This window comes from Marinobacter sp. ANT_B65, assembly GCF_002407605.1.
Classification (GTDB): domain Bacteria; phylum Pseudomonadota; class Gammaproteobacteria; order Pseudomonadales; family Oleiphilaceae; genus Marinobacter.
This window is the reverse complement of sequence record NZ_NXGV01000002.1, coordinates 24554-50272: the sequence shown is the minus strand read 5'-3', so window position 1 is coordinate 50272 and position 25719 is coordinate 24554. Positions and strand designations below refer to the sequence as shown.

Below are 25719 nucleotides of genomic sequence, written 5' to 3'. Positions count from 1 at the left end.
AGTAATGAGTGCATTGCTTGATATAGACCGGCTGCTGGATGAGCTGGAAAACGGATTGCGCCAGTTGCTTGCGGAGCGTGGCATAGAGTCGCCTGTGCTGATTGGTATTCGCACGGGTGGGGTCTGGGTAGCGGACATCCTGGGTAAGCGTCTTGGTATTGAGGAGCCGTTTGGTCAGCTGGATATTTCTTTCTACCGGGATGATTTCAGCCGGATCGGACTGAATCCGAAGGTTACGCCCTCAAGCCTGCCTTTTGATACCGAAGGCCGGGATATCATTCTGGTTGACGATGTCATCATGAGTGGCCGGACCATACGCGCTGCAATGAATGAACTGTTCGATTATGGCAGGCCCGCCAGTATTATACTCGCGACCCTTATTGACCTCGGCGCCCGGGAATTGCCCATTCAGCCTGATGTGGCGGGGCAAACGCTGGAGCTTGGCGCACCGCAGCGCGTAAAACTTCGCGGCCCGGACCCGCTCCGGATTGAAATCCAGGAAGCAGGACAGTAAACCCCCGAACCCCGATAGCAGGCAGACCATGACCTCAAACGCAGCTTCCCCCAACCATTTGCAGCTAACCCGGGACGGGCAGTTGCGGCATTTTCTGACTCTGGACGGACTGGGCCGGGATCTGCTCACTGACATTCTCGATACCGCCGATTCGTTTATTGAGGTGGGTGAGCGAACCATCAAGAAAGTGCCTCTGCTCAGGGGGCGAACGGTGGTTAACCTGTTCTTCGAATCCAGCACCCGCACCCGCAGCACGTTTGAGCTTGCCGCCAAACGGCTTTCTGCAGATGTGCTCAACCTTGATATCAGCACCTCCGCCACATCTAAAGGCGAATCGCTTTCTGATACCCTTCTGAATCTTGAAGCTATGGCAAGTGACATGTTTGTGGTGCGCCACGCCCAGAGCGGTGCGCCGCACTTTATTGCTGAGAGCGTTACGCCCGGAGTCGCTATTATCAATGCCGGTGATGGCCGCCATGCACACCCCACTCAGGCCATGCTGGATATGCTGACAATCCGGCAGCACAAGGGCGCATTTGCAGGACTTAAAGTGGCGATCGTAGGGGATATCCTTCACTCCCGGGTTGCTCGTTCCCAGATCCGGGCGCTGAATGAGCTGGGGGCCGAACAAATCCGTGTTATTGCTCCCGGAACCCTGTTGCCCAATGATGTTGAAAGCCTTGGCTGCACAGTGGAATACGATATGGCCAGAGGCATGAAAGATCTGGATGTGGTGATCATGCTGCGTTTGCAGAAAGAGCGTATGGAAGGGGCATTATTGCCGAGTGAGCGAGAATTTTACCGGCTTTACGGATTGAGTCAGGAGAAACTCGCGCTGGGGCACCCGGAGTGCATTGTGATGCACCCAGGTCCGATTAACCGCGGTGTGGAAATCGAGTCTGCCGTGGCGGATGGTCCGCAATCGGTCATCCTGAATCAGGTGACCAATGGTATAGCCATCCGCATGGCGGTGATGTCCATGGCAATGGGCGGGCAGGTAGCCGAGCGGCAGCAGAAACTGACTGAACAGACTGAGCGAGGCCTGGTATGAGTGGTGTTGAGCATTCCTCCGGCGTTAGCCTGAAAATCATTGGCGGCCAGCTGCTTGATGGTCATGGTAGTGAGACAGCAAACCGAGCATTGCTGATTCGTAACGGGCGTATTGTGGATGCAGGTGCAGAGGCGGTAAACGCCAGTGCCGACCAAACGTTCAATGCTGAAGGTTGTGTGATCACCCCGGGGTTTGTGGATCTGTGCTGTAACCTGCGGGAGCCGGGCAATGGGCAGAAAGGCAATATTGCCTCAGAAACCAATGCGGCTGCGCGGGGTGGGTTCACGACTGTCTGTGCTTCTCCGGAGACATCCCCGGTGAATGACTCCAGAGCCGTTACTCATCTGATCCGGGAGGGAGCTGCTACCAGCTCATCCATCCGGGTATTGCCTGTCGGGGCGGTGACCCGGGGGCTGGAAGGTGAGATGCTCAGTGATATGGAGGGCCTTGCCGCCGCGGGCTGCGTTGCTGTTGGAAACGGGTCCAGAGGGGTGCGTAATGCACGCATACTCCGCCGCTGCATGGCCTATGCCCAGACCTTTGGCCTGACGGTGATGTTCCGTCCGGAAAACCAGTCTCTGGCTGCGGACGGTTATGCCCATGATGGGCTGGTTACGGCCAGGCTCGGCCTTTTGGGTATTCCTGAAGTGGCAGAAACCGCATCGGTTATGGAGATGCTTCTGCTGGCGGAAGAAACCGGTGTAAGGCTCCATCTTAGCCAACTCTCATGTGGTCGCAGTGTTGAAATGATTGCCGATGCGCGCAGCAGGGGAATTGCTGTGACTGCTGACGTAGCCATGCATCAGCTTGCTTTTACAGAAGATGCGCTGGCAGGCTTTGACGGTCGCTTTCATCTGCGCCCGCCACTGCGCTCGGAAGCAGACCGTAAGGCTTTGGTTGCTGGTGTTCGCGAGGGAGTGATTGATGCGATTGTAAGTCAGCATCTGCCACACGACAGTGCTGCTAAACAGGCACCTTTGCCTGCTACGGAGCCCGGGCTTTCAAGTGTAGAAAGTGTACTTTCGCTGGGACTGATGCTGGTTCAGCGCGGTGAACTGAAGCTCACCGAGTTGGTTCGCGGCCTTACGGCAGGCCCTGCATCAGTGATCGGGCGAACGGCAACTATCAGCAAGGATGAGATTGCAGATCTTTGTGTGTTTGATCCCGGCGCATACTGGACCGCAGATCGCCAGTCTCTGGTTTCCGCAGGCCATCATGCACCTGTCCTGGGTCAGCCTTTACCTGGAGTGGTGCGGCTAACTCTGGTGGAAGGGCAGGAGGTCTGGGCTGGCGCCTGAAGCTGACAGGCCCGCCCATAGGAGTGGGCAGGCCTTCGCTCAGCGGATTGCGTCTTTCAGTGCTTTGCCTGGTTTGAAGCCGACGGTCTTGCTGGCGGGAATGCGGATAGATGCTCCGGTTTGAGGGTTTCTGCCATCCCGCGCTTCCCGTGCGCGGATATTGAAGGTGCCGAAGCCGATCAGGGTAGTGTCTTCACCCCGCGCAGCGGCAGCCGAGACCTGGTCCGTAAATGCAGTAATTACCTCACTGGCTTTTTCGCGGGTGAGGCCAGTCTGTTCGGCGATTGTCGCCGCGAGTTCTGGTTTTCGCATCGAGTATTCCTTTTTTATTTTTGTCCACAGGAGCCGCAGCCAGGCTGGTATACGGTCGCCTGAATTTATAGTGGTTTACGGTGTTTTATGCAAACTCGGGAAGGGTACAGCCCGGTTGCCTGGGTTGTTTTGAGGTAAGTGCCTCAAAAAATATGGGCTCTGCCTGTCCGGACTATCAGCGCGCCTACATTTGTTAACGATAAACTCGATATTCTTAACTTAACATTGCTCAATTTTGAGGCCAAATAAGGATATAGTCGGCGGCTAAAAACACAATACCAGGTGCGCCAAGGATCATTAAAATGAAACGGAGAGCAAGTGTATTTGCAGGAATCATTCTTCTATTCTGCAGTTTTTCGCTATTAGCCGACACTATCCGACTCGGATTTAACTACCCTCAGTCCGGGCGCTATAAGGACCTTGGGCAGCAGCAAAGACTGGCAGCCTTCCTGGCTGTTGATGAGATAAACAAGTCCGGCGGAATCCTTGGGAAAAAAGTTGAGCTGGTTATTCGCAATACTGCCGGATCTCCTGAGCGCGGCGCGGCCAATACCGAGGAACTTATCAGGCAGGAAAAGGTAGACATGGTTTTTGGCGGCGCTTCCAGTGCTGTAACTATTGTCTCCGGTAAGGTCGCGAAAAAGCTGGGTCGCCTCTACTTCGGCACCACAACTTCTGCAAACGCCACTACAGGCAGTGAAGGTCACGACCACATGTTTCGTGAGTATCCTAATGCCTGGATGACAGCGAATGCGCTTGGGAGCTATCTGACCTCGGAGTTTGGTGATGCCAAGTACTTTTATGTAACGGCTGATTATACCTGGGGCTGGTCCTCGGAAGCGTCTATCCGGGAATTTACAAATACTCCCGACAAGCAGGCTCACCCTCACGCACTGACCCCTTTCCCCAAAGCACTCATCAAAGATTTCAAGGAAGCACTTGGCGAGGCTGAAGCAAGTGGAGCCGATGTACTGATTCTTGTTTTATATGGCGACGATCTTGTGAGGGCGCTCAAGGTCGCATATGAGATGGGTCTCAAGGATAAAATGAAAATCGTGCTGCCCAACATTACACTCGATATTGCCCAGAACGTGGGAGCGACCATTATGGAGGATGTTATATCCACGACTCCCTGGGAGTGGATGATCCCCTATCAGCTGGGTTTTGTCCGGGGCCAGCAGTTTGCTGAGGCATTTACCGAAGCCTATGGTATAAGGCCTACTTCTACAGCGGCTACGGCTTATGGCATCGTTTATCAGTATAAGGATGCGGTAGAGCGTGCAGGCACGACTGATACCCAGAGCCTCATCAAGGCGCTGGAGGGGCATGAATTCACCCTGCTCAAGGATCGCCAGCAATGGCGTGCTTTTGATCATCAGAATTTGCAGACTGTATACGTAGTGCGTAGCAAAAAAAGAGAGCAGGTCGTCAGTGACCCGCTGCGCAGTGACTTTTTTGAAGTTGTAGGGTCACTTGAAGGGGAAAAAGCCGCGCAGACTCTTGCAGAATGGCAGGCCGAACGTGCTGCAGCCAACAAGCCTCCGCACTTGTAAGGAATGCCCTGGAGTACCAGGGCCCGGTTTTGGCTGGCAGGTGGGCTCTTCCTGAGAGATGATGCTTCACAGCCAGATGTAAAAAGCGCCGTGCGAAAGCATGGTGCTTTTTTTTGATCTGCCGGATAGAGCTGAAAGCTGGTTTCAAGTGGTTGATGTTCTGCATGTATGGATATGCAGGGAGCATGGGCCGTCAGACACATGCTCCCGTTGCAGAAGCTGGCAAGCGCCCGGTAGTGAGTATGTCTGGATGCTTTTAGCGCATCAGAGTAGTGGCGCGTTTAACTAATGGCTGAGCGCGACTGGTCTGGTTTTTGGCCAGCAGGATATCTGCCTGAGAAAGGTAGGCTTCTGCCAGGCGCTTTTCTGCAGCTACGATTTCTTCGAAGTCCTCAGGAAGAACCTTCTTCAGAGCCTGTATGTCCTGGTAGACCTCGTCTAGCTGGCGGCTCGAGCTGGCATTCTCGATAGTAGCAGGCCAAGCCTCAAATTTTGGTGCATAGAACACAAGCGCGGCGTTACGAGGGAAGGGCCGACCACCTTCGGCTGCCTGATCGTTTTGATATCTGGCCAGTTCTTTGGCAGCTACTCCCAGTTTTTCGAGGGCAACGCGTTGATCTTTAGTTTCCGGAGACTGGCCAAAGAATTGGTTGCCGATGGTTAGCAGTTGTGCCTGTTTCGGGGCATCAAATGCCTTGAGTGCAGAATCCACCTGAGAGAGGTACTCTGCTACGGCCACCTGGGATGGCTTTAACGGCTGTTCTCCCAGAAAATCAAGGCTCAAGCCCAGTTTCACCAGGGCGTCAGTATCTTTGGCCGTCTGATAGCTTCCCTGTTCAAGAGAGGATTGAATTTCGCCGGAAAGGGCGCTCTGCAGAGTCTTTTGTCTGTCTTTAATCCGGCGTTGAACGCTTAAAAGTTCCGCGTCTCTAGGGAAAAGAGTGGTAGCGCTCTCAAGCACTGACAGAGCCTGCACGACGTCCGGTAAACCGTTTCTGTCATCTGGCTCAAGGGCTTTGTCTATACGCGACAGAAAGTGGTTAACAAGAGTAGCCTGTTGGAGTTTAAGCAGGCCAGCCTGATCGAATTCCGACATTCCCGGCAGTTGTTGCAAAAGTTGCTCAGGAGGGAGGTCTTTGAGCGTCAGGCTGTGTTGCTTTTGTTCAGCCATGGTCTCAGTGGCAAGCCGTGCTTTGGCGGATTCTGCCGTGCCCGCCTGCCAGGCAGCAATACCTGCAGTGATTGCTGCAGTCGTGACAACTGTCTGTCCAACTGCCAGCCAGGGAGTGGGTTTCAGAGCGCTTTCTGTTTTCTGAATGGAAAGCTGCTGAGGAACGCCAAGCAATTGCTGCTTAAGGGTTCGCCATGTTTTCCACGGCAGGTTGCCGGGCCGTTTTAATTTAGCTGATTGCCGCTCCTTCTGTGATGGTGATTGCCGGTTGAATGGATGCTTGGAGCTCAAGAGTTCGTAGCAGATACAGGCCAGGGCGTATATGTCACCCTCGCCGGTAGGCTGCTCACCCTTTGATATTTCAGGCAGTGTGTAGGCCGGCGTGTATCCGTAGATAGATGTTTCGTCGAGACCAGGGTTCAGAAAATCTTCCTGAAGCGGGTCATTCAGTACTCTGGATACGCCAAAATCGAGAAGTTTGATCTGGCCGTTGCGCGTAAAGAAAATATTGGAGGGCTTTAGATCCGCATGTACGACATTATTGGCGTGAGCGTATTTCAGTGCGGATACAATCTGGGCGACAATTTCCTTTGCCCCTTTCCATTTTAAGCCGCTGGGGCGTGACCTCTGGATCATGCGCGTAAGGGGTTCGCCTTCAAGCAGTTCCATGACCATAAAGCAGGTGTCGTCGTCCTGTTGCAAGTCCTGTACGCGGATAATGTTGGGGTGGCTCAGGCTTTTGGTTTTGGCTGTTTCCCGGGCGAGTACTCCAAGTATTCCATCCTGGGTCAGCATGTCATGTTTGAGGATCTTGAGTGCGACTTTACAATCGGCTGCACCGGCTTGCTCAAGCTGCAAATCCACTGCCCGATAGACATCACTCATGCCACCTGAGGCGATGAGAGCTTCTATCCGGTAACGCTGGTTTAGTGTTTTATCGAGCCATTTGTGTTTATTGCTCTTGTTTGCCACCGTACTTACCCTCCCGTTAGTACAGTGGGGTTTCCGGCAACAATTTTCCCGCCATGGGCTGTGGCATCGCCCATGCGAGCGACAGGCAAACCGTTGGCGAATACTGTCCCCGAGCCTTCGACGATAGCGTCAGGAGGGCCAACGCAAATGAGCTTGTCTGAGAGCCTTGCAATAGGTAAGCCGCTAACAAAAACGTTTGGAGATGCTGCAAGGGTGGGGCCCCCGACATGTGGTACCGGGCCAGTTGTGGCGGGGCAGATATGGAGAGCACCAAGAAAGGCTGTCGGCTTGCTCATGAGCAATACATCCCTGAAAAATAAATCCGTCCATTGGTTTTACTGTTGCAGATGTTCGGCGATCCGAAAAGACAGGTCAACCCCTTTGTGTGATCTTTGCCTACCTTTTCGAAGGCAGTGTTTAACGGGAATTGACAGTTTCTGGGGGCTGGAATAGTATCCATGACTCAAACCGCCCTGGCGGTCTTTGAATTGAATCTGATCCGTTTCGAAGTTCTTACAGATATTGTCCAAGGAAGGTGCAGAAACTGGTGTCGTCACGGCATTACTTTCTAGATTTTGGCTCAAAGGAAAGAGCGAGAGATGTTGTTAGAGCTCACAATCACCAGCTATCAAAGACTGTCGCCCTCAGTGATCTGCCGGAAGAAGGTTGAGCCCGGCGATGTTGTTGTTATTGGGCGGTCCGCCGATTGTGACTGGCACCTCCCCGATCCATTGAAAGTCCTTTCCTCCCGGCACGCTGAAATCCGCTTTTCTGATGGTCATTTTACTGTCACGGATATATCCACCAACGGTGTATTTCTTAACGGTGGCGCTTCGGCCATTGGCCGGGGTAACACCGTGGTGATCAGCTCAGGAGATTGCCTGCGCCTTGGTGACTTCGAGGTTGCGGCTTCTGTCGTTGCGCCGGCAAAGGAGCAGGTTGAGCACAGTTTGCCGGGCTCATTGGCAAGCGATCCGGAAGAATCTGTCCCCTTGCAAACCAAAGACTCTGAGTCACCTCTGGAAAGCAGCCGGTTTAAAGACGGCGTACCCGAAAAGGAAAACGCTTTTGGAGAATTTCTGGCTGCGGGCCTTGGTGAGAGGGTTATGGCGGATAGTCATGTGCCAATGCAAGAACCTGCTATTCCCGGCGAGTGGCGCTGGGGGCAGGATGGCGGCCGGCCATATGATGTTACGGCAGCGCAAGACATGCCGGCCCCATCTCCGGCCCATGGAGAAAGTGCTCCTGCTGCCCCCGCTCAGCAGCTCGATGCGTTGACTGCTCTCGCAGAGGGGCTCGGGCTCCCTTCGGGAAAACTGGACGACGCCCAACCGACCTTCTATCGGGATTTGGGAATGCTTACCCGGGTACTCCTGGAGCGGCTGCTGGATATGATTCATATGCGGGCCCGTCAGAAACAGCAGCTGCGGGTGGCACAGACACTGTTCCAGCGCAGTGAGAATAACCCTCTGAAATTTTCCGCTACACCTCAGGATGCTTTGGACAGCCTTCTTATCCGGCCTCACTCTGCCAATCTGGGGCCTGTGGATGCTGTCAACAAAGCGTTTGATGATATTTTCTCGCATGAGCAGGCGCTGCTTAAAGGTGTGGAGGCTGTCGTTCAGGATATTCTGATTGATACGCCTGATGTAGCTGGTGCAAAGAACGCCACAGGGCTGTTTGCCCGTCGTAAAACGCTGGAAGCGATAGCGCGTCATCGTGCCTGGCAGCAGGACGTATATGGCAGTACCGACAGTATGCTCCGGAGCGATGTATTTGTGGATGCCTACGAGCAGGCTGTCGGCCAAAAAGAGGAGAGTGTCAAAACATGATTTACGCCATGCGCTGGGTAATGGTCCTGGTGGCCGCAATAGCTTTGAGTGGCTGCGTTGTCGCAAACGCAGTAGTTACGCCCTATACCAACCTGCACTTTGTCCCTCACGGGAATATCAACCCTGATGCGAGTGGGCGATCCTCTCCGTTGGTAGTGAGGATCTATGAGCTCAAGTCCGCAGCCAAGTTCAAGGATGCTGGATTCTTTGATATTTATGATGATGCGGAAGCGCTGCTCGGGGAAGATTTGCTCGGTTATGCCGAGACCATTATCCGTCCCGCGCGCGGGCAGGTCCATGAGATGCGATTGCACAAGGATACTACGCACATCGGCATTGTGGGTGCCTTCAGAGATATCGAGAATGCTGAGTGGAAACTGACGTTCGCAGCAGACCCTCGGGGCTATGAAAACCTGAGAATCAGCATAGACAACCGGGCGATTGTCCGGGAGGGCCGCTGACACCAGCGTCTGCGGTCAGTTTGAAATGTATATCAATGGATTTTAGACATCATGGAACGAATAGCTAAGGTTGCCTGGTCTGAGGGTATGCTGCTTCGGCCACAGCATTTTCAACAGCAGGATCGTTTCTTGTATCAGTCGGCTCGCAGCCGACATGCTCGTACCGCTGTTCATGGATACGGCATTTCAGAGTTGGAACTGGACTCCCAGGCCCTTGCGCTTGGGCAGGTGTCGCTGGTCAGAGCTACAGGAATTCTCCCGGATGGCATGCCTTTCGCGTTCGATCAAACGGATGCGCTTGTGTTAGAGGTTCCGTCAGATGCCAGGGATGAACTTGTGCATCTGGTACTGCCCATGGAAAAGCTCTCGGGAACCAATATTGCTGCAGATAGCTCTACCCAGGGAGCCAGGTATCGCTTTGAAGAGAACCGCTTGCTGGACGATTCGTCGGAAGATGGTGAGGAAGAGCTTTTAGGCCTGGCCCACCTGAATCCCCGTCTCAAGCTCGGGCGTGATGACTTGTCTGGATTTGTTTGTCTTTCTGTTGCCCGAATTGTTGAGGTGGTGAACGAGAAAGAGGTAAAGCTTGATAGAAGCTTTATTCCGCCCGTGCTGGATGTGGCGGCTGTTGCCCCTCTGGCTTCATTCCTGCGGGAGATTCTTGGCATGGTCAAGCAAAGAGCCAAGGCGCTGGCGGTGCGAATGCAGAAGGGTGCGGAACAGTCATCAACACTGTTTGATGTGTTGATGCTGCAAACGCTGAATCGCTGGCAACCTATGTTGGAGCACCTGAAAGGTGCGCCTCAGGTGCACCCGGAGCGGTTTTACGAGCTGGCGATTACATTGATTGGGGAGCTGGCACTCTTTGCGCGTGCAGACAAGATGGTGCCGTCTTTGCCTCCGTACCGGCATGAACAGCTGACGGAAACCTTTGGCGATTTGGCAGCGTTGCTGAGCCAGTCACTTAGCACCGTTCTTGAGCAAACCGCGATCGCGTTGAAGCTGGAAAATGCTCAATACGGCATCCGTGTTGCACCTTTGCCTGATGGAAGTCTGTTGGAAACTGCTCAGTTTGTGCTTGCCGTTAAAGCGGATTTGCCAACGGAAGACATTCGTCGGCGTTTGCCAGCACAGATCAAGCTCGGGGCTGTGGAGCATATTCGCGACCTCGTCAACAACCATTTGCCAGGGATACCGGTAAGTGCGCTGCCTGTGGCGCCACGGCAGATTCCTTATCATGCCGGCTATCACTATTTCTTGCTGGATGGGAAAAGCGAACGCTGGCAGCACCTCAAGCAGAGCGGCGGGTTGGCGGTTCATGTGTCTGGTAATTATCCAGGGCTCGAACTTGAACTCTGGGCCGTCCGGCAATAGTCGATATACCACTCAAGCAGGGATTGCTATATGAATGACAGCACCGTCCTCAAACCGCGGCCAGGCGCCCGCCAGGCGCCTGGCCCAGCGGCACAGGCTGCGCCTTACTCGGCAGATGAGACTGTTATAGCGACTCCGGCAAAAAATGCTTCTGGTTTTAGTCGGTTCAAGTTACCCCAGACCCGGCTGGGCCCCGTTTGTGACCAGGCGTCGAAACTGCTTTCTTTGGCGGTACGGTTGCCGACGGCAGAGCTGGTTGATGATGTTGCAGAACTTCGCAGGCGGTGTGTGGAGCTGGTTCGTGAGTACCAGACCAGCCTCCAGGCTGACGGTCTTACCCCGGAAACAGTCGAAACAGCGTCTTATTGTGTGTGCGCCCTTATTGATGAAATCGTGCTCAACAGCAGTTGGGGTGAAAGCGGGCATTGGGCAGCACATTCGCTGCTATCCGAGTTTCACTCCCAAACCTGGTCGGGTGCCTACTTTTTTGATCTGGTTGCCGCAGCGAGACGCACCGCAAATACAGATGTCCTGATGCTTCAGTACCTGTGCCTGTCACTGGGCTTTAAGGGTAAATATCGCGTTGAGGCGCGAGGGCAGGAGGAGCTGGATACGCTGAGAGACTGCCTGTACCACGAAATATGTGCCGCCCGAGGTTCTTTGGGAACGCCGTTCGAGAAGTCCTGGGAGCAGAAAGTTCTTACTGGCCCCGGGGTTACGCTAGGTGTGCCGGTATGGGTCGGCGCTGCGATCGCTTCGATGATATTGCTGGTTTTCTATATGGCCTTTTCGCAGCGGCTGGATTCCATTGCGGAGCCTGTATTGGCGAATATGGCTACTCTGGCGGTTCCGGAAGTCAGAGTGCCCACCGGTCAGGTGGGGCCCGGGCAGGGTGACTACCTGAGGCGGGTGCTCCAGACCGAGATTGACAAGGGGTTGGTCACACTCAACGACAGTGATGGCGGTCGGATTACGCTTAGTATCGGAAATGAATCCCTGTTTGAATCCGGTGCAGCTGTTCTGCGAGAAGATGTTTTGCCGCTCATGAATAAGATAGCGCGTGCTCTGGAGTCGACAGAGGGAACTGTCATGGTAACCGGGCACACTGATAGCCAGCCCATTGCTACCAGCCAATATCCTTCTAACTGGCACTTATCACTAGCCAGAGCGACTGCTGTTTCTGATGAACTTGCCAGCTCGGCGAACCTGCAAGGCAGGTTGTGGCCTGAGGGGCGTGGTGATACGGAGCCTCGTTTTGATAACGCTACCTCTGAGGATCGTGCTCGTAATCGGCGCGTTGAAATCAGCCTGGTTCCTGAAGCCCTGAACGATTGATTACGTGAGGTAACCCCATGGCATGGATTCGCCGAATATGGTCCCGGATAACCCTGAGAGGACTTTTTGTTGTTCTCGGGTTTGTCGCACTTACGGTGTTGGTATGGTTTGGTGGCCCGCTGCTGGCCATCGCTGGCTGGAAGCCGTTTGCAACTGAGCTTTCCCGGGTCAGCTTCCTGTTGGCGCTTGTCATTCTCTACCTGGGCGTTCAGTTGTGGCGCTCACGGCGTGAGCGTCGCGACAACGAACGAGTTGTTGAAGAAATGATGGCTACCGATCAGGGAGATGAGCTGCTTCAGGAGGAGCTCGAAACCCAGCGCAACAACATGCGCAAGGCCCTTGCTCTGGTCCGGAAATGGAAATCTGGTCGTTTTAGTTCGGTATATCAGTTGCCCTGGTACATGATTGTCGGTGCTCCAGGTTCAGGTAAATCCACCGCGCTGCTCAACTCAGGCCTGGAATTCCCTCTTAAGAGTGAAATGGGGCTGGATTCGGTCAAAGGTGTCGGTGGAACGCGATACTGTGACTGGTGGTTCACCAACCGTGCTGTGATCATTGACACAGCAGGTCGTTACACCACTCAGGAATCAGGCGACAAGCGGGACTCAAAAGGCTGGAATGCATTTCTGGGGCTTTTGAAAAAGTACCGACCGCGCCAGCCAATTAACGGTGTGATTGTTGCTGTCAGCGTTGCCGATATGCTGGAGCAGACGCCTACAGAGCAAGCCATCCATGCCAGAGCGATAAAACAAAGGGTTCAGGAGCTACGGAGTCGTCTGGGCGTTGTTTTCCCCGTCTATGTAATGCTCACCAAGTTTGATCTGCTGGAAGGATTTGTTGATACCTTCGGGATGCTCTCTGATCAGGAAAGAGAGGATGTCCTCGGCGTCACGTTTGATGTGGGCGCGGTAACCGATCCAGAGAAGTTGCCAATTGCATTCGAGCAGGAATTTGATCAGCTGCTAAACCGGCTCAGCGGGTTCTTGTTGCATCGCTTGAAACAGGAGCGGGCTCCGGATACCCGCAGCCGGATTTATGAGTTCCCCAAACAAGTGGCTCTGCTCAGAACACCCTTATGGAATCTGATCAAAGATGTGTTCTTCCCCTCGGCCTATGAAGAGGTGCCCTTGTTGAGGGGGGTTTATATGGTGTCTTCAGAGCAGGGTCAGTCCGGCTTTGACAAAGTGTCTGGCATTGTCGACCAACAGTTCCGGCTCAAGTCTCCGAAGGCGGGTAAAAACCATAGCACTCAGCCAAGTGGTGGATATTTCCAGAGGAAGCTGTTTGACCAGGTAATTTTCTCCGAGCATGGGCTTGCGGTGACGGATAGTGCCAAGGCTAGGCAGCGAATGGTTATCCGCCGTGTCGCCTTTGCGGCGATGGCTGTTCTCACTCTGGGGTTAGCTTCAACCTGGTATGTCGACTATGCGCGTGCAAGAGACGCTATTGCGGGTTTCGCGGAGCGAACAGACGGGTTGGCAGATACGCTGAATACAGTTCCAGACGATGCCCGGTGGCTGATACTGGAAACTGTGCTTAACGAATCGGCGGGGCTTTCCGGTGGCAATGAGATTCCTGAGACCCACGGGTTATCGTCGCTTGGCCACTTCCAGATTCAGGCTCTGTATCAGGGGGCCAGAGGCGTGCATGGCCGGGTTCTTCAATACCGACTTGCCAAAACGCTGAAGGGCGCTTTGGAAGAAGATATTCGATTACACCTCGATAGTCCGGAGTATTTGTACGAAGCATTAAAAAGTTACCTGATGCTCGGAGATCGTAGCCGGTTCAATCGTGATCAGGTTGCTTTGTGGTTGGCCTATTTAATGGAAAACCATTTGCCCGGAGAAATTAACCGGCCCCATCGGGACGCGATGCTGGAGCACCTTGAAGACTACCTGGATCTTGAGCAGCCACTGCGCGTATCCCAGGGGCTTGTGGAGGTCGCACGGAATGAGCTGACATCAGTGCCACTCTCGGAGCGAGCTTATCAGCGTATCCGGTTGGACGCTCAGGCAGCAGGTCTTCCTGAGTTTCGACTGCCAATGGTATTGGGCACAGTCGCTGCAGAGGTTTTTGAGCGACGGTCCGGTGAGAGCATACATAAAGGTATTCCGGCGCTATATACCAAGGCAGGATACCGCGGTGTTTTTGAGCCGGAGCGGGATCAGATTGTCAGCCACCTGCTCGAAGATTCCTGGGTGTATGGCGATGATTCAGCTGCGTATCGCAACCTGGATGAGGACAGAATTAAAGCGCTGGTTGAGGACCATTACTTCAGGGATTACATCCATGCCTGGGATTCCCTGATGTCTGATCTGAAAATCCGTTCGTTCGGAAGTCCCGAGGAAGGTCGTTACCTGACAGGGTTGCTCAGTGGCCCGGATGCGCCACTGAATCGGTTGGTGTCTGCCGTCAATTACAACACACAATTAGCGGCCACAAATCCAGAAGGCTCATCAGCGGCGGAAGCAGCCAAAGGGCAAGCCATACGTGAGGCTGGCAGAAAAAGCCGTGCGCTTGACCGTTTGAACCGGATTCTGCCCCTCACAGGAAAAGAGCAGCCCAAGACCACTATGGTTGACGATGCCTTTAAGGTTTTACACAGCATCAAAGAAGAAACCTTCCAGACGTTGCAGAGTAAAACCCGCCTGATGTCTCAGTATTTTTCTGAGCAGGCGGATGGTGCGAACAGGTTTCAGACCGTCTCTCGTGCAGATTTCAATGCCGCTGTGACTGGTTTCTACGCCACAGTTGGCAACACGCAGTCCTCGCATCTGAAATCGGTTGTTTCAGATTTTGCACGCGAATCCAAAGGCCTGGTGCGAACCTCTGCAACGCAAAAGATAAATGGCCTTTGGCGCAATCAGGTGTACAGGGAGTTTCAGTCGGCCATTGCCGGTCTCTACCCCCTTGATGCGAACGCAACTGAGGAAGTGAGTCTGGCTGATTTCAGTCAGTTCTTTGGTCACGGTGGGACTATCGATACCTTTTTTAATGAACATCTTGCAGGCCATGTGGATACCTCCTCAAATCCCTGGCGGTTATCAACAGACCTCAACATACGTAGAGAGAGTCTGCGCTTTTTCCAAAGGGCTAACCGTATTCGTAATGCATTCTTTGAGGATGGTACAAAAAATCTCAAAGTGCCTTATGCCGTGCAACCTGTGTACCTGGACAATCGCGTCACCCAGTTCTCACTTGAAGCCGGAGGCAGCCAGATGGATTACCGACATGGTCCGGCAAGAAAACACCACTTTGAGTGGCCGGGCACCCGTAACGATGTTGTGCGCATTGCGGTAAACCCGGGTTCCACATCCGATGCGGTTGTTCAGAGGATGTTTCAAGGTGAATGGGGGCTGTTCCGGCTGCTTGCTGCTTATGGCGGTGTTGGTGGTGAGGGGCGGGATCTCACGCTGGAAATTATGCTGAGTGACTATCTGGCTCGATTGAGAATTGAGCCGGCCTCTGTACGGCATCCTTTCGCCGACGGGTTGATTGAGAACTTTACATTGCCGGCACGTTTGTAGGCCAGGGGGCGAAACCATGTGGGGATATATGGGCAAGGTGCCAGCGCGAGGAGATTTCATCACGGTGGATGTTCGTCCGGATGTCAGAGATCTCTTCTTCGAGTGGTGTCAGACCTCGCTTGCTGTCAGCAGGGATCAGTTGGAAGGGCAATGGATGGATGCCTACCTCACATCACCGATCTGGCATTTTTGTTCAGCACCCGGTGGCATGCTCGATTCCGGTTTATTGGGAACGGTCATTCCTTCAGTTGACCGCGTGGGCCGCCACTTCCCTTTTCTGGTGGTTCGCGAGTTTTCCGGGCAGATGCTTGATGGTTGGCGCCAGCCAGAGTGGGCGTCCTCTATGGAAAACTGCATTCTGGATGTTTTGGAAGATGGATGGCATGAAGAAGTCTGGCGCCAGAAACTGTCCGCTATCGAGCCGCCTGAGCCCACAAGTGCACGCATGCAGTGGCCAGCAGGGGATGGCAATTTGATGTTCGTCTCATCCGGCAGCGAGACAGACTGGCTGGAAGCCATGTTGCGAAAGGATCGCAGGACAACCATTTGGTGGACTCAGGGCTCGGCCTTTGTAGACCCGGTAACACTGCTTACAGATGGCCTGCCAAAGATTGGCCAGTTCGCCTCGATGATGGTCGGCCAATGGCATAACCATGGCTGGCTGGAGGCAGAGTTTATAGGGCAGGGTTCCTGATATGCGTTATTCATCAGCCCAGTTTACGCATACCGGAGCCGTTCGGGATCATAACGAAGATGCCTATGTGGCGTTTCCCGAAGACGGGCTTTGGGTTGTCGCTGATGGGATGGGCGGGCATCAGGCAGGTGAAGTAGCCAGTCGTTTGATATGCGATACCGTCTGTTCAGAGCGGCAGCGGCATGGCAACTCTATGAGTGTGGATGATCTTGAGCAGGCGATTTATCTCGCTAATCAACGAATCCGGAAATACGGCGATGAACAGCTGCCCGGAGCAACGCTGGGCTCAACTATGGTGGCACTGAAGATCACCGATGACCGGTATAACATTTTGTGGATCGGTGACAGTCGGGCCTATCTCCTTAGAGAGAGCAGGCTGCAACGATTGTCTAAAGACCACAGTCAGGTGGCTGACCTTGTTGAGCAGGGAGTTCTCTCGGAAGAAGAAGCAGAGTCCCATCCACTGGCCAACGTTATTACACGGGCACTGGGAGTAGAGACAAACCCGGCGATCGACAGTGTAGAGGGCAAGGTATTGCCCGGAGACCGCTTTCTGTTATGTACGGACGGTATCAGTCGTGAGTTCGAGCGCGAGGAATTGGAACAGTTTCTTGTGGAAGAGCCTATTGACGATATCAATCAGGCCCTGCGTCATGCGGCTCTGGTGAAAGGTTGCCGAGACAACATTACCTCGATCATCGTCCAGGTTGATTCACCTGTGAGGTTGACCGGTTTGGCAGACAACGCCAAAGATTCGACATTTCCGCTGGGCCAGTGGAATTTTTAACAGGTGGATACGCCAATGACACATGAAGCCAGCCGCCTGTTCCCGCTTGAGACGGTGCTTGCAGAAATTTCACCGGAACTGCCTTGTGGTGATGATACTCGGGAGGATACCTCGCCGGAGTCGCCCTATTTTACTCTGAAAGATCTCAGGAATCAGGCCAGAGCACTAGAGCGCCAGGTGCTCATCGGTGAGGAACCACCGCAGATGCCGCAGTGGCGTCAGCTTCTCGATGAGATTCCATCGGTATTGGCGAACCGGTCTAAAGACCTCGAATATGTTGCCTGGTTGATTGAAGCCCTGTGCAGGGAAAAAGGGTTTGAAGGGCTCGCCGAAGGGTTTCAGCTTGCACGGGAACTGATAGATCTGCACTGGGAGAATCTCTACCCGTTGCCCGACGAAGAAGGCCTGGATACGCGGATAGCGCCACTGGTTGGCCTCAACGGTATGGATGGCGAAGGCACTCTCATCAAGCCAATTATTTCGGTGCCTTTGTTCTTTGATGGTGACGGGGTGACCTGCTACGCCGCCTGGCACGCGGAACAGGCGACAGAAGTGGCCCGCCTCGATGACGCCAAAGCGGAAGCGAGAATACGTAGCGGTGCCATGTCTCCGGACTTACTGGCTACAGCTGTACAGGCAACACCAACGGAGCGGTTGGTGCAAACCCGGCACGCGTTAGAGCGTGCCCAGGCTGAGTTCCGGGCACTGTCGGATGCCATGGACCAGGCCATGGAGGGTGATCCTCAGCCGACTACCAATATTGGAAAGGCTCTTGATCGTTGCCTGATCATGCTCAACCACAATGCCGGAGAACGCATTGACCGGTATCTGGAAGCGCAACAACAGGAGTTGCATGCCAGTGTGGATTCAGATGCACCGGGTGAAAACAGTGGTACTGATGCGCCGATCGTTTCTGGCCGCACGGATTCGGTCAGGGTTGCTATTGAAAGCCGGAAAGAGGCGCTTGAGCAGTTACGTAGTCTGTCAGAGTTTTTTCTCAAGACTGAACCTCACTCACCGGTTTCCTATGCGATTTTACGGGCGGTTCGCTGGAGCGAGCTGTCATTGCCAGAACTTATGGAGGAGCTGATATCTGACAGTGGAGCCCGGGATGGGTTCTTTAAACTAACCGGTGTGCCTGCACCCGAGCAGCAGGAATGACCACTGGCAAACCAACAGTGACGCTCAAAAGGAGACAGCAATATGGAAAGCATCCACAACAAATTGTCCCGGGTTCGCAAACCCCGGGTACACATTACATACGATGTGGAAACAGAGGGAGCGCTGGTAAAAAAAGAGCTGCCCTTTGTAGTCGGTGTGATGGGAGATTTTTCTGGCAATAACAATTCAGACATTAAATCGCTGAAAGACAGGCGTTTTATCCAGATTGACCGTGATAATTTTGACGAAGTTATGCGTCGGATGAGCCCAAGCCTGAGGCTTAAAGTCGACAACAAGTTGTCGGATGATGGCTCCCAGATCTCTGTGGAGCTGGGCTTCAATTCGATGGAAGATTTCCAGCCGGCAGCGATTGTGAATCAGGTCGAGCCTTTGCGGAACCTGATGGAAACCCGCAACAAATTACGTGATTTGTTAACCAAGGTCGATCGTTCCGAGGAGCTGGAAGAATTGCTGGAGCGAGTGCTTAACAACGCAGACGATCTTCAGGCACTGAACTCAGATCTGAGCAGCACAGAGGGAGACAAGGGATGAGTCTTGAAACACGCACCGAAGAAGCGGTACTGGAACAAGAAACTGGGTCGGTCAGTTTGCTGGAACAAGCTATTGGAGCTACCAAGCAAACGGAAAGCAGTCGTGCAGAGGAACTGATTCGAACTCTGACCGAAGAGGCCATGAAAGGCACGGTGACCTGGAATAAAAACCTGGCCGTTACTTTCAATCAGGCAATTTCGCGCCTTGATCAGATGATCTCTGGCCAGCTTGCTGAAATTCTGCACCAGGAAGAATTCCAGAAGCTGGAAGGTTCATGGCGCGGTATGCACCATCTGGTAATGAATTCTGAAACCAGTGCTATGTTGAAAATCCGCGTGCTTAACCTGAGCAAGCAGGAACTGCACAAGGATTTGTCGAAGGCGGTTGAGTTCGATCAGAGTCAGATTTTCAAGAAAATCTACGAGTCCGAGTTTGGCACGCCAGGTGGTGAGCCATACGGCATGATGATCGGGGATTACGAATTTAATAGCCACCCGAATGACATCGAGACCCTGAGCCTTATGTCTAATGTCGCAGCGGCAGGTTTCTGTCCGTTTGTGTCGGCTGGATCCTCTGGCATGTTCGGCTTTGATGACTGGACCGAGCTGTCCAGACCTCGGGATCTTGAGAAAGTATTTGAATCGCTTGAATACACTAAGTGGCGCTCGTTCCGCGAGAGTGAAGATTCCCGCTTTGTTACCCTGACTATGCCCCGGGTCCTGGCGCGTCTGCCTTATGGCAAGGCTACGAAGCCTGTTGAAGAATTTGGATTTGAAGAGCTGGAAGTGGATGCTGAAACCGGCATGGCGGTGAAGCCTGATCATGACGATTACTGCTGGATGAACGCTTCTTACGTACTTGGCAGCCGTATGACGAATGCATTCTCCAAATACGGCTTCTGCACAGCGATTCGTGGTGCCGAGGGTGGCGGTAAAGTAGAAGGTCTGCCTGCGCATATCTTCCGCAGTGATGATGGAGATCCCGACCTCAAGTGTCCGACTGAAATCGGAATCACCGACCGGCGTGAGGCAGAGCTGAGCAAGCTGGGCTTCCTGCCTTTGTGCCATTACAAAAACACTGACTATGCCGTTTTCTTCGGTGCCCAAACCTGCCAGAAGCCAAAGATCTACGATAATCCTGATGCTACTGCTAACGCAGCAATCTCTGCGCGCCTGCCTTACATGATGGCAACTTCGCGGTTTGCTCATTATCTGAAGGTAATGGCTCGTGACAAGATTGGCTCGTTCATGGAAGCGGATGATGTAGAAAACTGGCTGAACCGCTGGATTATGGGCTATGTCAATGCGTCAGAAGGCGGTGGTCAGGAAATCCGTGCAAAATTCCCGTTGGCCGATGCAAAAGTGCAGGTGCGAGAGATTCCGGGTAGCCCTGGTTCCTACAACGCCATTGCCTGGTTGCGCCCATGGTTGCAGATGGAAGAGTTGACCACATCTTTGCGGCTCGTCGCCAAGATTCCGGAAATCGGTAACTGATGAGGCCTCCCGGGGAGGCTCCGGGAAACCTTGGAGTAGGCATGAGCTCAGCATTGTCATTTGTCGAGCAGGATTACATCACCCGCCGTCAAGCTGCTGGCAGCACCTCTGCACCTATGCGGCGCAGAGGGCTGTTGGAGCGAATGATTGCAGAGACGGATGATCAGCAAGCGCTGATGCTGTTTCTGAGTCAGTATCCTGGGCGCAAGGGGTGGACGCGGGACCAGATTCGGGCAGTACTGGCTGATCATATTCTGCGTCTCGACCGGCTTATCAATGCTCAGCTTAATGCCATACTTCACCATCAGGACCTTAAAGATCTTGAAGCTCACTGGCGCGGAGTCAGCCTTCTTGTTGAGCAGGCTGCGCAGGATGCGCAGCAGGACCAGGTCAAGATCAAAGTGCTGGATGCGTCTTGGGACATCGTTTCTGCAGACTTTGCGCGGGCTATTGAATTTGATCAGTCCAAACTGTTTGCCAAAATCTATTCCGAAGAATTCGGCAGCCCGGGAGGAGAGCCTTTCGGCCTGCTTTTGGGCACCTACAGTATCAGCCACCGGACTCAGGGAGGTGTCGCAAATCTGGAGACACTTCGGGAGCTGTCTCAGGTGGCTGCGGCGGCATTCGCGCCATTGATTCTCAATGCTGCACCAAGCTTTTTTGGTGTGGATCATTACGCAGAGCTCACGGGTGTGCGAGATCTGGAAAGCCACTTTTCCCAGGTCGAACTGAGCGCCTGGCGCTCCCTGCGGGATACTGAAGACTCCCGTTTTCTCGGGTTAGCTGTTCCAAGAATGTTGATGCGACCGCCTCACCGGGAGTTAGGTGAGGGGGCCGAAGCATTTGGCTTTCTGGAGCATCGGCAGATTACAGATAGGGACTACCTTTGGGGCCCTGCCTGCTTTGCTTTTGGAACAGTTGCTATACGTGCGTTCTGCGAGTCGGGCTGGTTCTCCCAGATCCGTGGCTTTCGGCCGGGGCTTGTTGCTCATGGCACCGTTGATAACATGCCTGAGATTGCAGAAATCAATCCGTCGGGCCAACTGTTTCCCACACGTCAGGCTGTGGATTGGCAGATCAGTGACCGTATGGAAAAGGCTCTGGCGGAAGAGGGTTTCCTGCCTTTAGTGCCCTTGCCGAACACGCCTATGCTCGTGTTCCACTCTGTACCCTCAATACAGCAGCCCGAGCGGCATGAGACAACAGCGGCGGATGTCAGCGCCCGGCTCTCCTCGATGCTGCATTACATACTGTGTGTTTCAAGATTTGCGCACTATCTGAAGGTTATGGGGCGTGACCGCATAGGTGGATACCGGACGCCGGAAGAGTGCGAAGCCCAACTGCAACGCTGGATTCACGGCTATACCATGTCAACCGAAAATGCATCCGACGGCCTGCGGACGAAGTTCCCGCTACGTGATGCGCGGGTGACGGTAAAAGCGCGGGCGGGAGAGCCAGGGAAATACTATTCGATCATACATCTACAACCCCATTTCCAGCTTGATCAGCTGGTAAGTGGTTTACGGCTGGTTACCGAGCTGACACCGGTGGATGGCCACTGAGCCGACCGCCCAGTTTTAAATTCGAACGGAGGAGTAGGAAATGGATGTCATCAAGCAGCATTTGGCGGGCGGAAATCTGGCTCAGGCTATCGAAGAAGTTCAGCAACAGGTAAAGGCGCAGCCTGCTGCGGCAGAGTTGCGGGCTTCTCTGATTGAGCTCTTGTGTGTGGCGGGTGACCTTGCGCGCGCGGATGACATGCTGGGCTCGCTTGCCCGTCACCACCCGGAGTGGTTGGCCGGTGCAGCGAACCTTCGCCAGCTCATCCGGGCACAACAGGCCCGGCTGGATTTCCACCAAGGCAAGCTGGCGGAGGACTCAGTAGTGTGTGAAAGCCCAAACCTCCAGTCAGTTCTGGCGCTGAGAGTTGCGTTGAATGAGCAGGATTATGCGGCAGCCGAGGCTGCAGCTACCAGTCTGGAGCAACAAAGACCAGCGTCTGAGTTCCGACTTGGTGACGTAAGTGGGGACATACGTGACTGTGACGATAGCTTGTGTGATTTTCTGGAGGCCTTGAGTGCTGAAGGTAAGTTCTATCTTTGGCGCTGGTCTGAGATTGAGTCCATCGATTTTCATCCACCGACCTCTCCGGTTGAACTGATATGGCGCCGGGCGGATGTTGAACTGGTGTCTGGTAAGCAGGGGGAGGTGTTTGTTCCTCTGGTGTATTCCGATAGTCACACCGATGCTGAATGGCTGGGGCGTGTGACCGAGTGGCACACCCACTCTGGCGGACTGGTAACCGGCAGGGGGCTCAAGCAGTTTCTTGTAGGTGACGAGGCTGTTGGGCTGGCGGATGTGAAACGGGCAGAGCGAGTAGCAGCAGTTTATGCCGACTGATCGTAATGTACGCCTTCAAATGAATCTGCTGGACCGGTTGGCGGCAGATCATAGCGCCAAAGCGACGGTGATGACCATTCGTCAGTCCGTCCGCCGGGATCTTGAAGCGCTCCTGAATACAAGGCGATCGTGGCTGGTGCTTCCGCCTGAGCTGCGGGAGCTCAAACAGTCGGTACTTGGCTACGGCTTGCCTGACTTTACGGTGATGGACCTGGGAACAGAAGAGGCCCGGCAATGGCTGTGCGAGGAGGTGCGGCAAACCATTGTGCGGTTCGAACCAAGGCTGACACGCATCGAAGTGATTGCTGAAGAGGGTGATACGCCCCTTGATCGCACCATGAGACTGAGGATTGATGCCATTCTGCTGGTTGACCCGGTGCCTGAGCCGGTGGCATTCCGTTCCGATCTTGAGCCAGTAAATCTCTCCATGACACTTCAGGAGTGTGCCTGATGAGTGATGAGCTCCTTCAGTACTACAACCGTGAACTTGCCTACCTGCGGCGGCAGGGAGCTGAGTTTGCCAAAACCTACCCCAAAGTGGCGGGTAATCTGCGTGTCAGTGATGAATCCGTAGAGGATCCTCATGTCTCACGGTTGCTGGAGGGGGTCGCATTTATGACCGCCCAGATCCGGCGGCGGCTGGATAACCATTTTCCGGAGCTGACGGATATCCTGATGGGGAATCTGTTCCCTGATTATCTGGCCCCGATTCCATCAATGACGGTGATCCAGCTAAAAGCCGGTACATCACAGACTCATTGCGCAGCTTTGGATAAACAGCAGCGTTATGAAACGACTGTAGAGGGTTTGCCGCCCTGTGAGTTCCGGTCACCGGCAAGTCAATACCTGGCGCCGGTAGAGGTTGTAACTGCAGCGTTTGAGAATGCGCCCTTCGATGCCCCAAGACCATTGGGGTCAGAAGGTGCCCGTAGTGTGATCAAGCTCCGGCTCAGGTCGCCTTTGCCGTTCAGCGAGATAAATCTGCCATCGCTGAGGTTCTATCTGCATGGCCAGACTCACCTGAGCAACGAACTCTATGATCTTATCCACCGCTCAGGCATTGGCTTCGCGATTGCTCCCACTACTGATACCCGGCAACTGCGTTTCTTCAGCGTTCAACATATCAATGCACCGGGGTTTGAGGCCGACGATGCATTGGTTCCCTACAGCAAGCGGAGTTTTGATGGCTTTCGGCTGCTGACAGAGTTCTTTCAATTTCAGGAGAAGTTTCTGTTTGCTGAATTTACGGGGCTTGACGGCTTTTGGCCCGAGCATGAAGAAGTTGACCTGTATGTGTATCTGGGCGAGGCCTCCGGAGAACAGGAAAAGAGCTTCATTCCGGAGCATATGAGGCTTTGGTGTGTGCCTGCCGTTAACCTGTTTGACGAAATTCTGGAACCGGTAAGCAATGACGATTCCAATCATGAACATCGGTTGATTTCCCGGTTCCGTGGTGCTGACACATATGAGGTTGTCAGTGTGGAGTCTGCCAGTCTGGTGGAAAACGAAAACGTTCGCGAAATGGCACCTTTCTATGGCATGGGCCATCCTCGTTGGCAGTCTGGTCTGGACGTGTTCTGGCATCTGGAAAGACGCGAAGCGAGTTGGGCTGGCGGTCAGTATGAACCGGGATTTGAAACATGTCTGACTCTGGTCGATCGTCGTTTCAACCGCCGTGTACTTGAAGACTTGCCTCAAGGCGAGATCCTGATGGTCAATGCCTGGTGCTGCAACCGGAATATTCCAGAGCGCCTGCCTTTTGGTGGCGGAGAGCCTCGCTTTCGGGCAATTGGTGAGCCGCTAGTTGAGGAAGCAGTAGCTTTAGTGCCGCCAACACCGACTACCCGAGTGGACCTGTCAGACGGAGCCAGGTGGGAGTTTGTTCAGCAGTTGAACCTTGAACACTTCACCGGGAGTGACGCGCTGAGTCGCCTGAAAGCAGTGCTGCGCCTGCATGATGTCAGGCATACCCCGGAAACCGAAGCGCTGATAGAGGGGATAGAACAGGTAAAAACCCGTCGCATTGCTGCCCGCGTTGGCAAAGGCGTCCATAGCGGTATATGCCAGGGCACAGAGATTTGTATAACCTTTTCCCGATCAAACTATGCGGGCACCAGTATCTATCTGTTCTCGGCTATTCTTGACCGGTTTTTTGCCCAGTTTGCACAGATCAATACGTTTACCCGGGTTCGGATTCGATTGGAGGGGCACCACCGCGATTATTACCTTTGGCCTGCCCGGGCCGGCGAGAGAGAGCTGTTGTAATGGCAACTTCCACCACGTTGTTCAAGGCCGTCTGGAAAGCGGAGCGCCAGTTAATCAACAACCAGTCTGGCTACCATCGAGTTGGTCATGATGGGTGGCCAAACAAGGAGGTGGTCCGTTTCCGCTCCAGTCAGAACCTTGGGTTTGCAGGGCAGGATCTTGTCCGTGTCGAAACCAGCCGGGAGGACGATGGCACCGTTCTGCATGAAATGATGACAGATCTCATGGGTCTGACGGGAGCTCGGGGTGCATTGCCTGCTTGTTTTACAGAGCGGGTGCTTGAGCAGGTGAGAGAGAGATCTCCTGCTACCCGGGACTTTCTCGATCTGTTTAATCACCGACTGATTTCACTGTTTTATCGAAGCTGGGAGAAAACACAGCCATCGGTGCACCAGGAGCGGCCTGAACCCGATATTTTCTCACGAATTCTGCAATCCCTGACCGGTTGCGAACAGAACTGGCAATTGTACTACGGCGCAGCATTCGCGCGCCGCGCACGCTCTGCCAGTACGTTGCGCTCCGTTCTGGAAGACATAGTCGGTATGAGTGTGGAAGTGCGTACGCTAAGGGGGGAGTGGGCTCCTCTGGCCAGGGAGGATCAATCTGTCCTCCCTGGCATGAAGCAGCCTGAGGGCCAGCATGCCACGCTCGGCTGTGCTGTGCTGGGGAGCCGGGTATGGATGGCAGATAAAGGGCTGGATGTCGTTTTTAGCCCGAAGTCCCGGGAGCAGCTTGTCTCTGTTCTCCCCGGCGGCGTATATAGCAAGACCGTATCACAGGTAGCTCAACAACTGGTCAGTGGCCAGATGCGTGTTCGTTATCGTTTGTCAGCCCGCGCTGCTCACCTGACCCACACTGTGCTGGGGCGTCACGGTCGGCTTGGTGCTGATAGTTTTATTGGAGCCCGGCCCGAGTCAGTGAAAGTGGTCGAGGTCAGTTTCAAACCAAGCCAAGGAAAGGACTGAAT

22 protein-coding genes are annotated in these 25719 nt (G+C 54.0%); 19 read left to right on the top strand and 3 right to left on the bottom strand.

From position 1 onward, the window contains the following. The first annotated feature begins 4 nt into the window (after positions 1-4). From pyrR to CPA50_RS10365, 3 genes are read left to right on the top strand one after another with little or no spacing between them, the layout of a single operon-like run. On the top strand, positions 5-514 hold the full coding sequence (pyrR, locus tag CPA50_RS10375) for a bifunctional pyr operon transcriptional regulator/uracil phosphoribosyltransferase PyrR (protein WP_096782459.1): 510 nt from the start codon (positions 5-7) through the stop codon (positions 512-514). A 28-nt stretch (positions 515-542) separates the two neighbouring features. Next, positions 543-1565 carry an aspartate carbamoyltransferase catalytic subunit gene (locus tag CPA50_RS10370; RefSeq protein ID WP_096782458.1) on the top strand — a complete coding sequence of 341 codons (1023 nt, stop codon included), beginning with the start codon at positions 543-545 and terminating at the stop codon, positions 1563-1565. After that, positions 1562-2863, top strand: a complete 1302-nt coding sequence (locus CPA50_RS10365) for a dihydroorotase (RefSeq protein WP_096782457.1) — start codon at positions 1562-1564, stop codon at positions 2861-2863. The genes CPA50_RS10370 and CPA50_RS10365 overlap by 4 nt, the downstream gene beginning before the upstream one ends. Before the next feature lie 39 nt (positions 2864-2902). On the opposite strand, the gene CPA50_RS10360 is transcribed toward CPA50_RS10365, so the two are convergent. Then, positions 2903-3193, bottom strand: coding sequence for an HU family DNA-binding protein (locus CPA50_RS10360; RefSeq protein ID WP_227519638.1), 291 nt, complete (start codon positions 3191-3193; stop codon positions 2903-2905). Positions 3194-3477: 284 nt separating this feature from the next. Between CPA50_RS10360 and CPA50_RS10355 the strand changes: the two genes are divergently transcribed. Continuing rightward, positions 3478-4728: an ABC transporter substrate-binding protein gene (locus CPA50_RS10355; RefSeq protein WP_096782455.1), complete on the top strand. Its 1251-nt coding sequence runs from the start codon at positions 3478-3480 to the stop codon at positions 4726-4728. Positions 4729-4984: 256 nt separating this feature from the next. Here CPA50_RS10355 and CPA50_RS10350 read toward each other — a convergent pair whose 3' ends face one another. Together CPA50_RS10350 and CPA50_RS10345 are read right to left on the bottom strand one after the other, a co-directional pair. Then, on the bottom strand, positions 4985-6871 hold the full coding sequence (locus CPA50_RS10350) for a serine/threonine-protein kinase (RefSeq protein ID WP_096782454.1): 1887 nt from the start codon (positions 6869-6871) through the stop codon (positions 4985-4987). A 5-nt stretch (positions 6872-6876) separates the two neighbouring features. After that, positions 6877-7167 (bottom strand): PAAR domain-containing protein, encoded by a 291-nt coding sequence (locus CPA50_RS10345; RefSeq protein WP_096782453.1) that lies wholly within the window; start codon positions 7165-7167, stop codon positions 6877-6879. A 303-nt stretch (positions 7168-7470) separates the two neighbouring features. Between CPA50_RS10345 and tagH the strand changes: the two genes are divergently transcribed. From tagH to tssG, 15 genes are read left to right on the top strand one after another with little or no spacing between them, the layout of a single operon-like run. Continuing rightward, positions 7471-8703 (top strand): type VI secretion system-associated FHA domain protein TagH, encoded by a 1233-nt coding sequence (tagH, locus tag CPA50_RS10340; RefSeq protein ID WP_096782452.1) that lies wholly within the window; start codon positions 7471-7473, stop codon positions 8701-8703. Beyond that, positions 8700-9164: a type VI secretion system lipoprotein TssJ gene (gene tssJ, locus CPA50_RS10335; protein WP_096782451.1), complete on the top strand. Its 465-nt coding sequence runs from the start codon at positions 8700-8702 to the stop codon at positions 9162-9164. The genes tagH and tssJ overlap by 4 nt, the downstream gene beginning before the upstream one ends. 51 nt (positions 9165-9215) lie before the next feature. Beyond that, positions 9216-10538, top strand: coding sequence for a type VI secretion system baseplate subunit TssK (gene tssK / locus CPA50_RS10330; protein WP_096782450.1), 1323 nt, complete (start codon positions 9216-9218; stop codon positions 10536-10538). A gap of 30 nt (positions 10539-10568) precedes the next feature. Next, on the top strand, positions 10569-11873 hold the full coding sequence (gene tssL, locus CPA50_RS10325) for a type VI secretion system protein TssL, long form (protein ID WP_096782449.1): 1305 nt from the start codon (positions 10569-10571) through the stop codon (positions 11871-11873). Positions 11874-11890: 17 nt separating this feature from the next. Beyond that, positions 11891-15400 (top strand): type VI secretion system membrane subunit TssM, encoded by a 3510-nt coding sequence (gene tssM, locus CPA50_RS10320; protein WP_096782448.1) that lies wholly within the window; start codon positions 11891-11893, stop codon positions 15398-15400. A gap of 16 nt (positions 15401-15416) precedes the next feature. Beyond that, positions 15417-16094 (top strand): type VI secretion system-associated protein TagF, encoded by a 678-nt coding sequence (gene tagF, locus CPA50_RS10315; protein WP_096782447.1) that lies wholly within the window; start codon positions 15417-15419, stop codon positions 16092-16094. A 1-nt stretch (position 16095) separates the two neighbouring features. Continuing rightward, positions 16096-16881 (top strand): PP2C family protein-serine/threonine phosphatase, encoded by a 786-nt coding sequence (locus CPA50_RS10310; protein ID WP_096782446.1) that lies wholly within the window; start codon positions 16096-16098, stop codon positions 16879-16881. Between the two features lie 15 nt (positions 16882-16896). Continuing rightward, the gene (gene tssA, locus CPA50_RS10305; RefSeq protein ID WP_096782445.1) at positions 16897-18042 is read left to right on the top strand and encodes a type VI secretion system protein TssA; all 1146 of its coding nucleotides are present in this window, start codon (positions 16897-16899) and stop codon (positions 18040-18042) included. 42 nt (positions 18043-18084) lie between these two features. Further along, positions 18085-18594 (top strand): type VI secretion system contractile sheath small subunit, encoded by a 510-nt coding sequence (tssB, locus tag CPA50_RS10300; RefSeq protein WP_096782444.1) that lies wholly within the window; start codon positions 18085-18087, stop codon positions 18592-18594. After that, a complete protein-coding gene (tssC, locus tag CPA50_RS10295; RefSeq protein WP_096782443.1) occupies positions 18591-20087 on the top strand; it encodes a type VI secretion system contractile sheath large subunit in 1497 nt (498 codons plus the stop codon). The genes tssB and tssC (CPA50_RS10295) overlap by 4 nt, the downstream gene beginning before the upstream one ends. 41 nt (positions 20088-20128) lie before the next feature. Beyond that, positions 20129-21649: a type VI secretion system contractile sheath large subunit gene (gene tssC / locus CPA50_RS10290; protein WP_179397205.1), complete on the top strand. Its 1521-nt coding sequence runs from the start codon at positions 20129-20131 to the stop codon at positions 21647-21649. Positions 21650-21689: 40 nt separating this feature from the next. Beyond that, positions 21690-22487, top strand: coding sequence for a type VI secretion system accessory protein TagJ (locus tag CPA50_RS10285; RefSeq protein WP_096782441.1), 798 nt, complete (start codon positions 21690-21692; stop codon positions 22485-22487). Next, positions 22477-22938 (top strand): type VI secretion system baseplate subunit TssE, encoded by a 462-nt coding sequence (tssE, locus tag CPA50_RS10280; protein ID WP_096782440.1) that lies wholly within the window; start codon positions 22477-22479, stop codon positions 22936-22938. The genes CPA50_RS10285 and tssE overlap by 11 nt, the downstream gene beginning before the upstream one ends. Further along, positions 22938-24752: a type VI secretion system baseplate subunit TssF gene (gene tssF, locus CPA50_RS10275; protein WP_096782439.1), complete on the top strand. Its 1815-nt coding sequence runs from the start codon at positions 22938-22940 to the stop codon at positions 24750-24752. Before tssE ends, tssF begins: the two co-directional genes overlap by 1 nt. Continuing rightward, positions 24752-25717, top strand: coding sequence for a type VI secretion system baseplate subunit TssG (gene tssG, locus CPA50_RS10270; RefSeq protein ID WP_096782438.1), 966 nt, complete (start codon positions 24752-24754; stop codon positions 25715-25717). The genes tssF and tssG overlap by 1 nt, the downstream gene beginning before the upstream one ends. Positions 25718-25719: the final 2 nt, after the last annotated feature.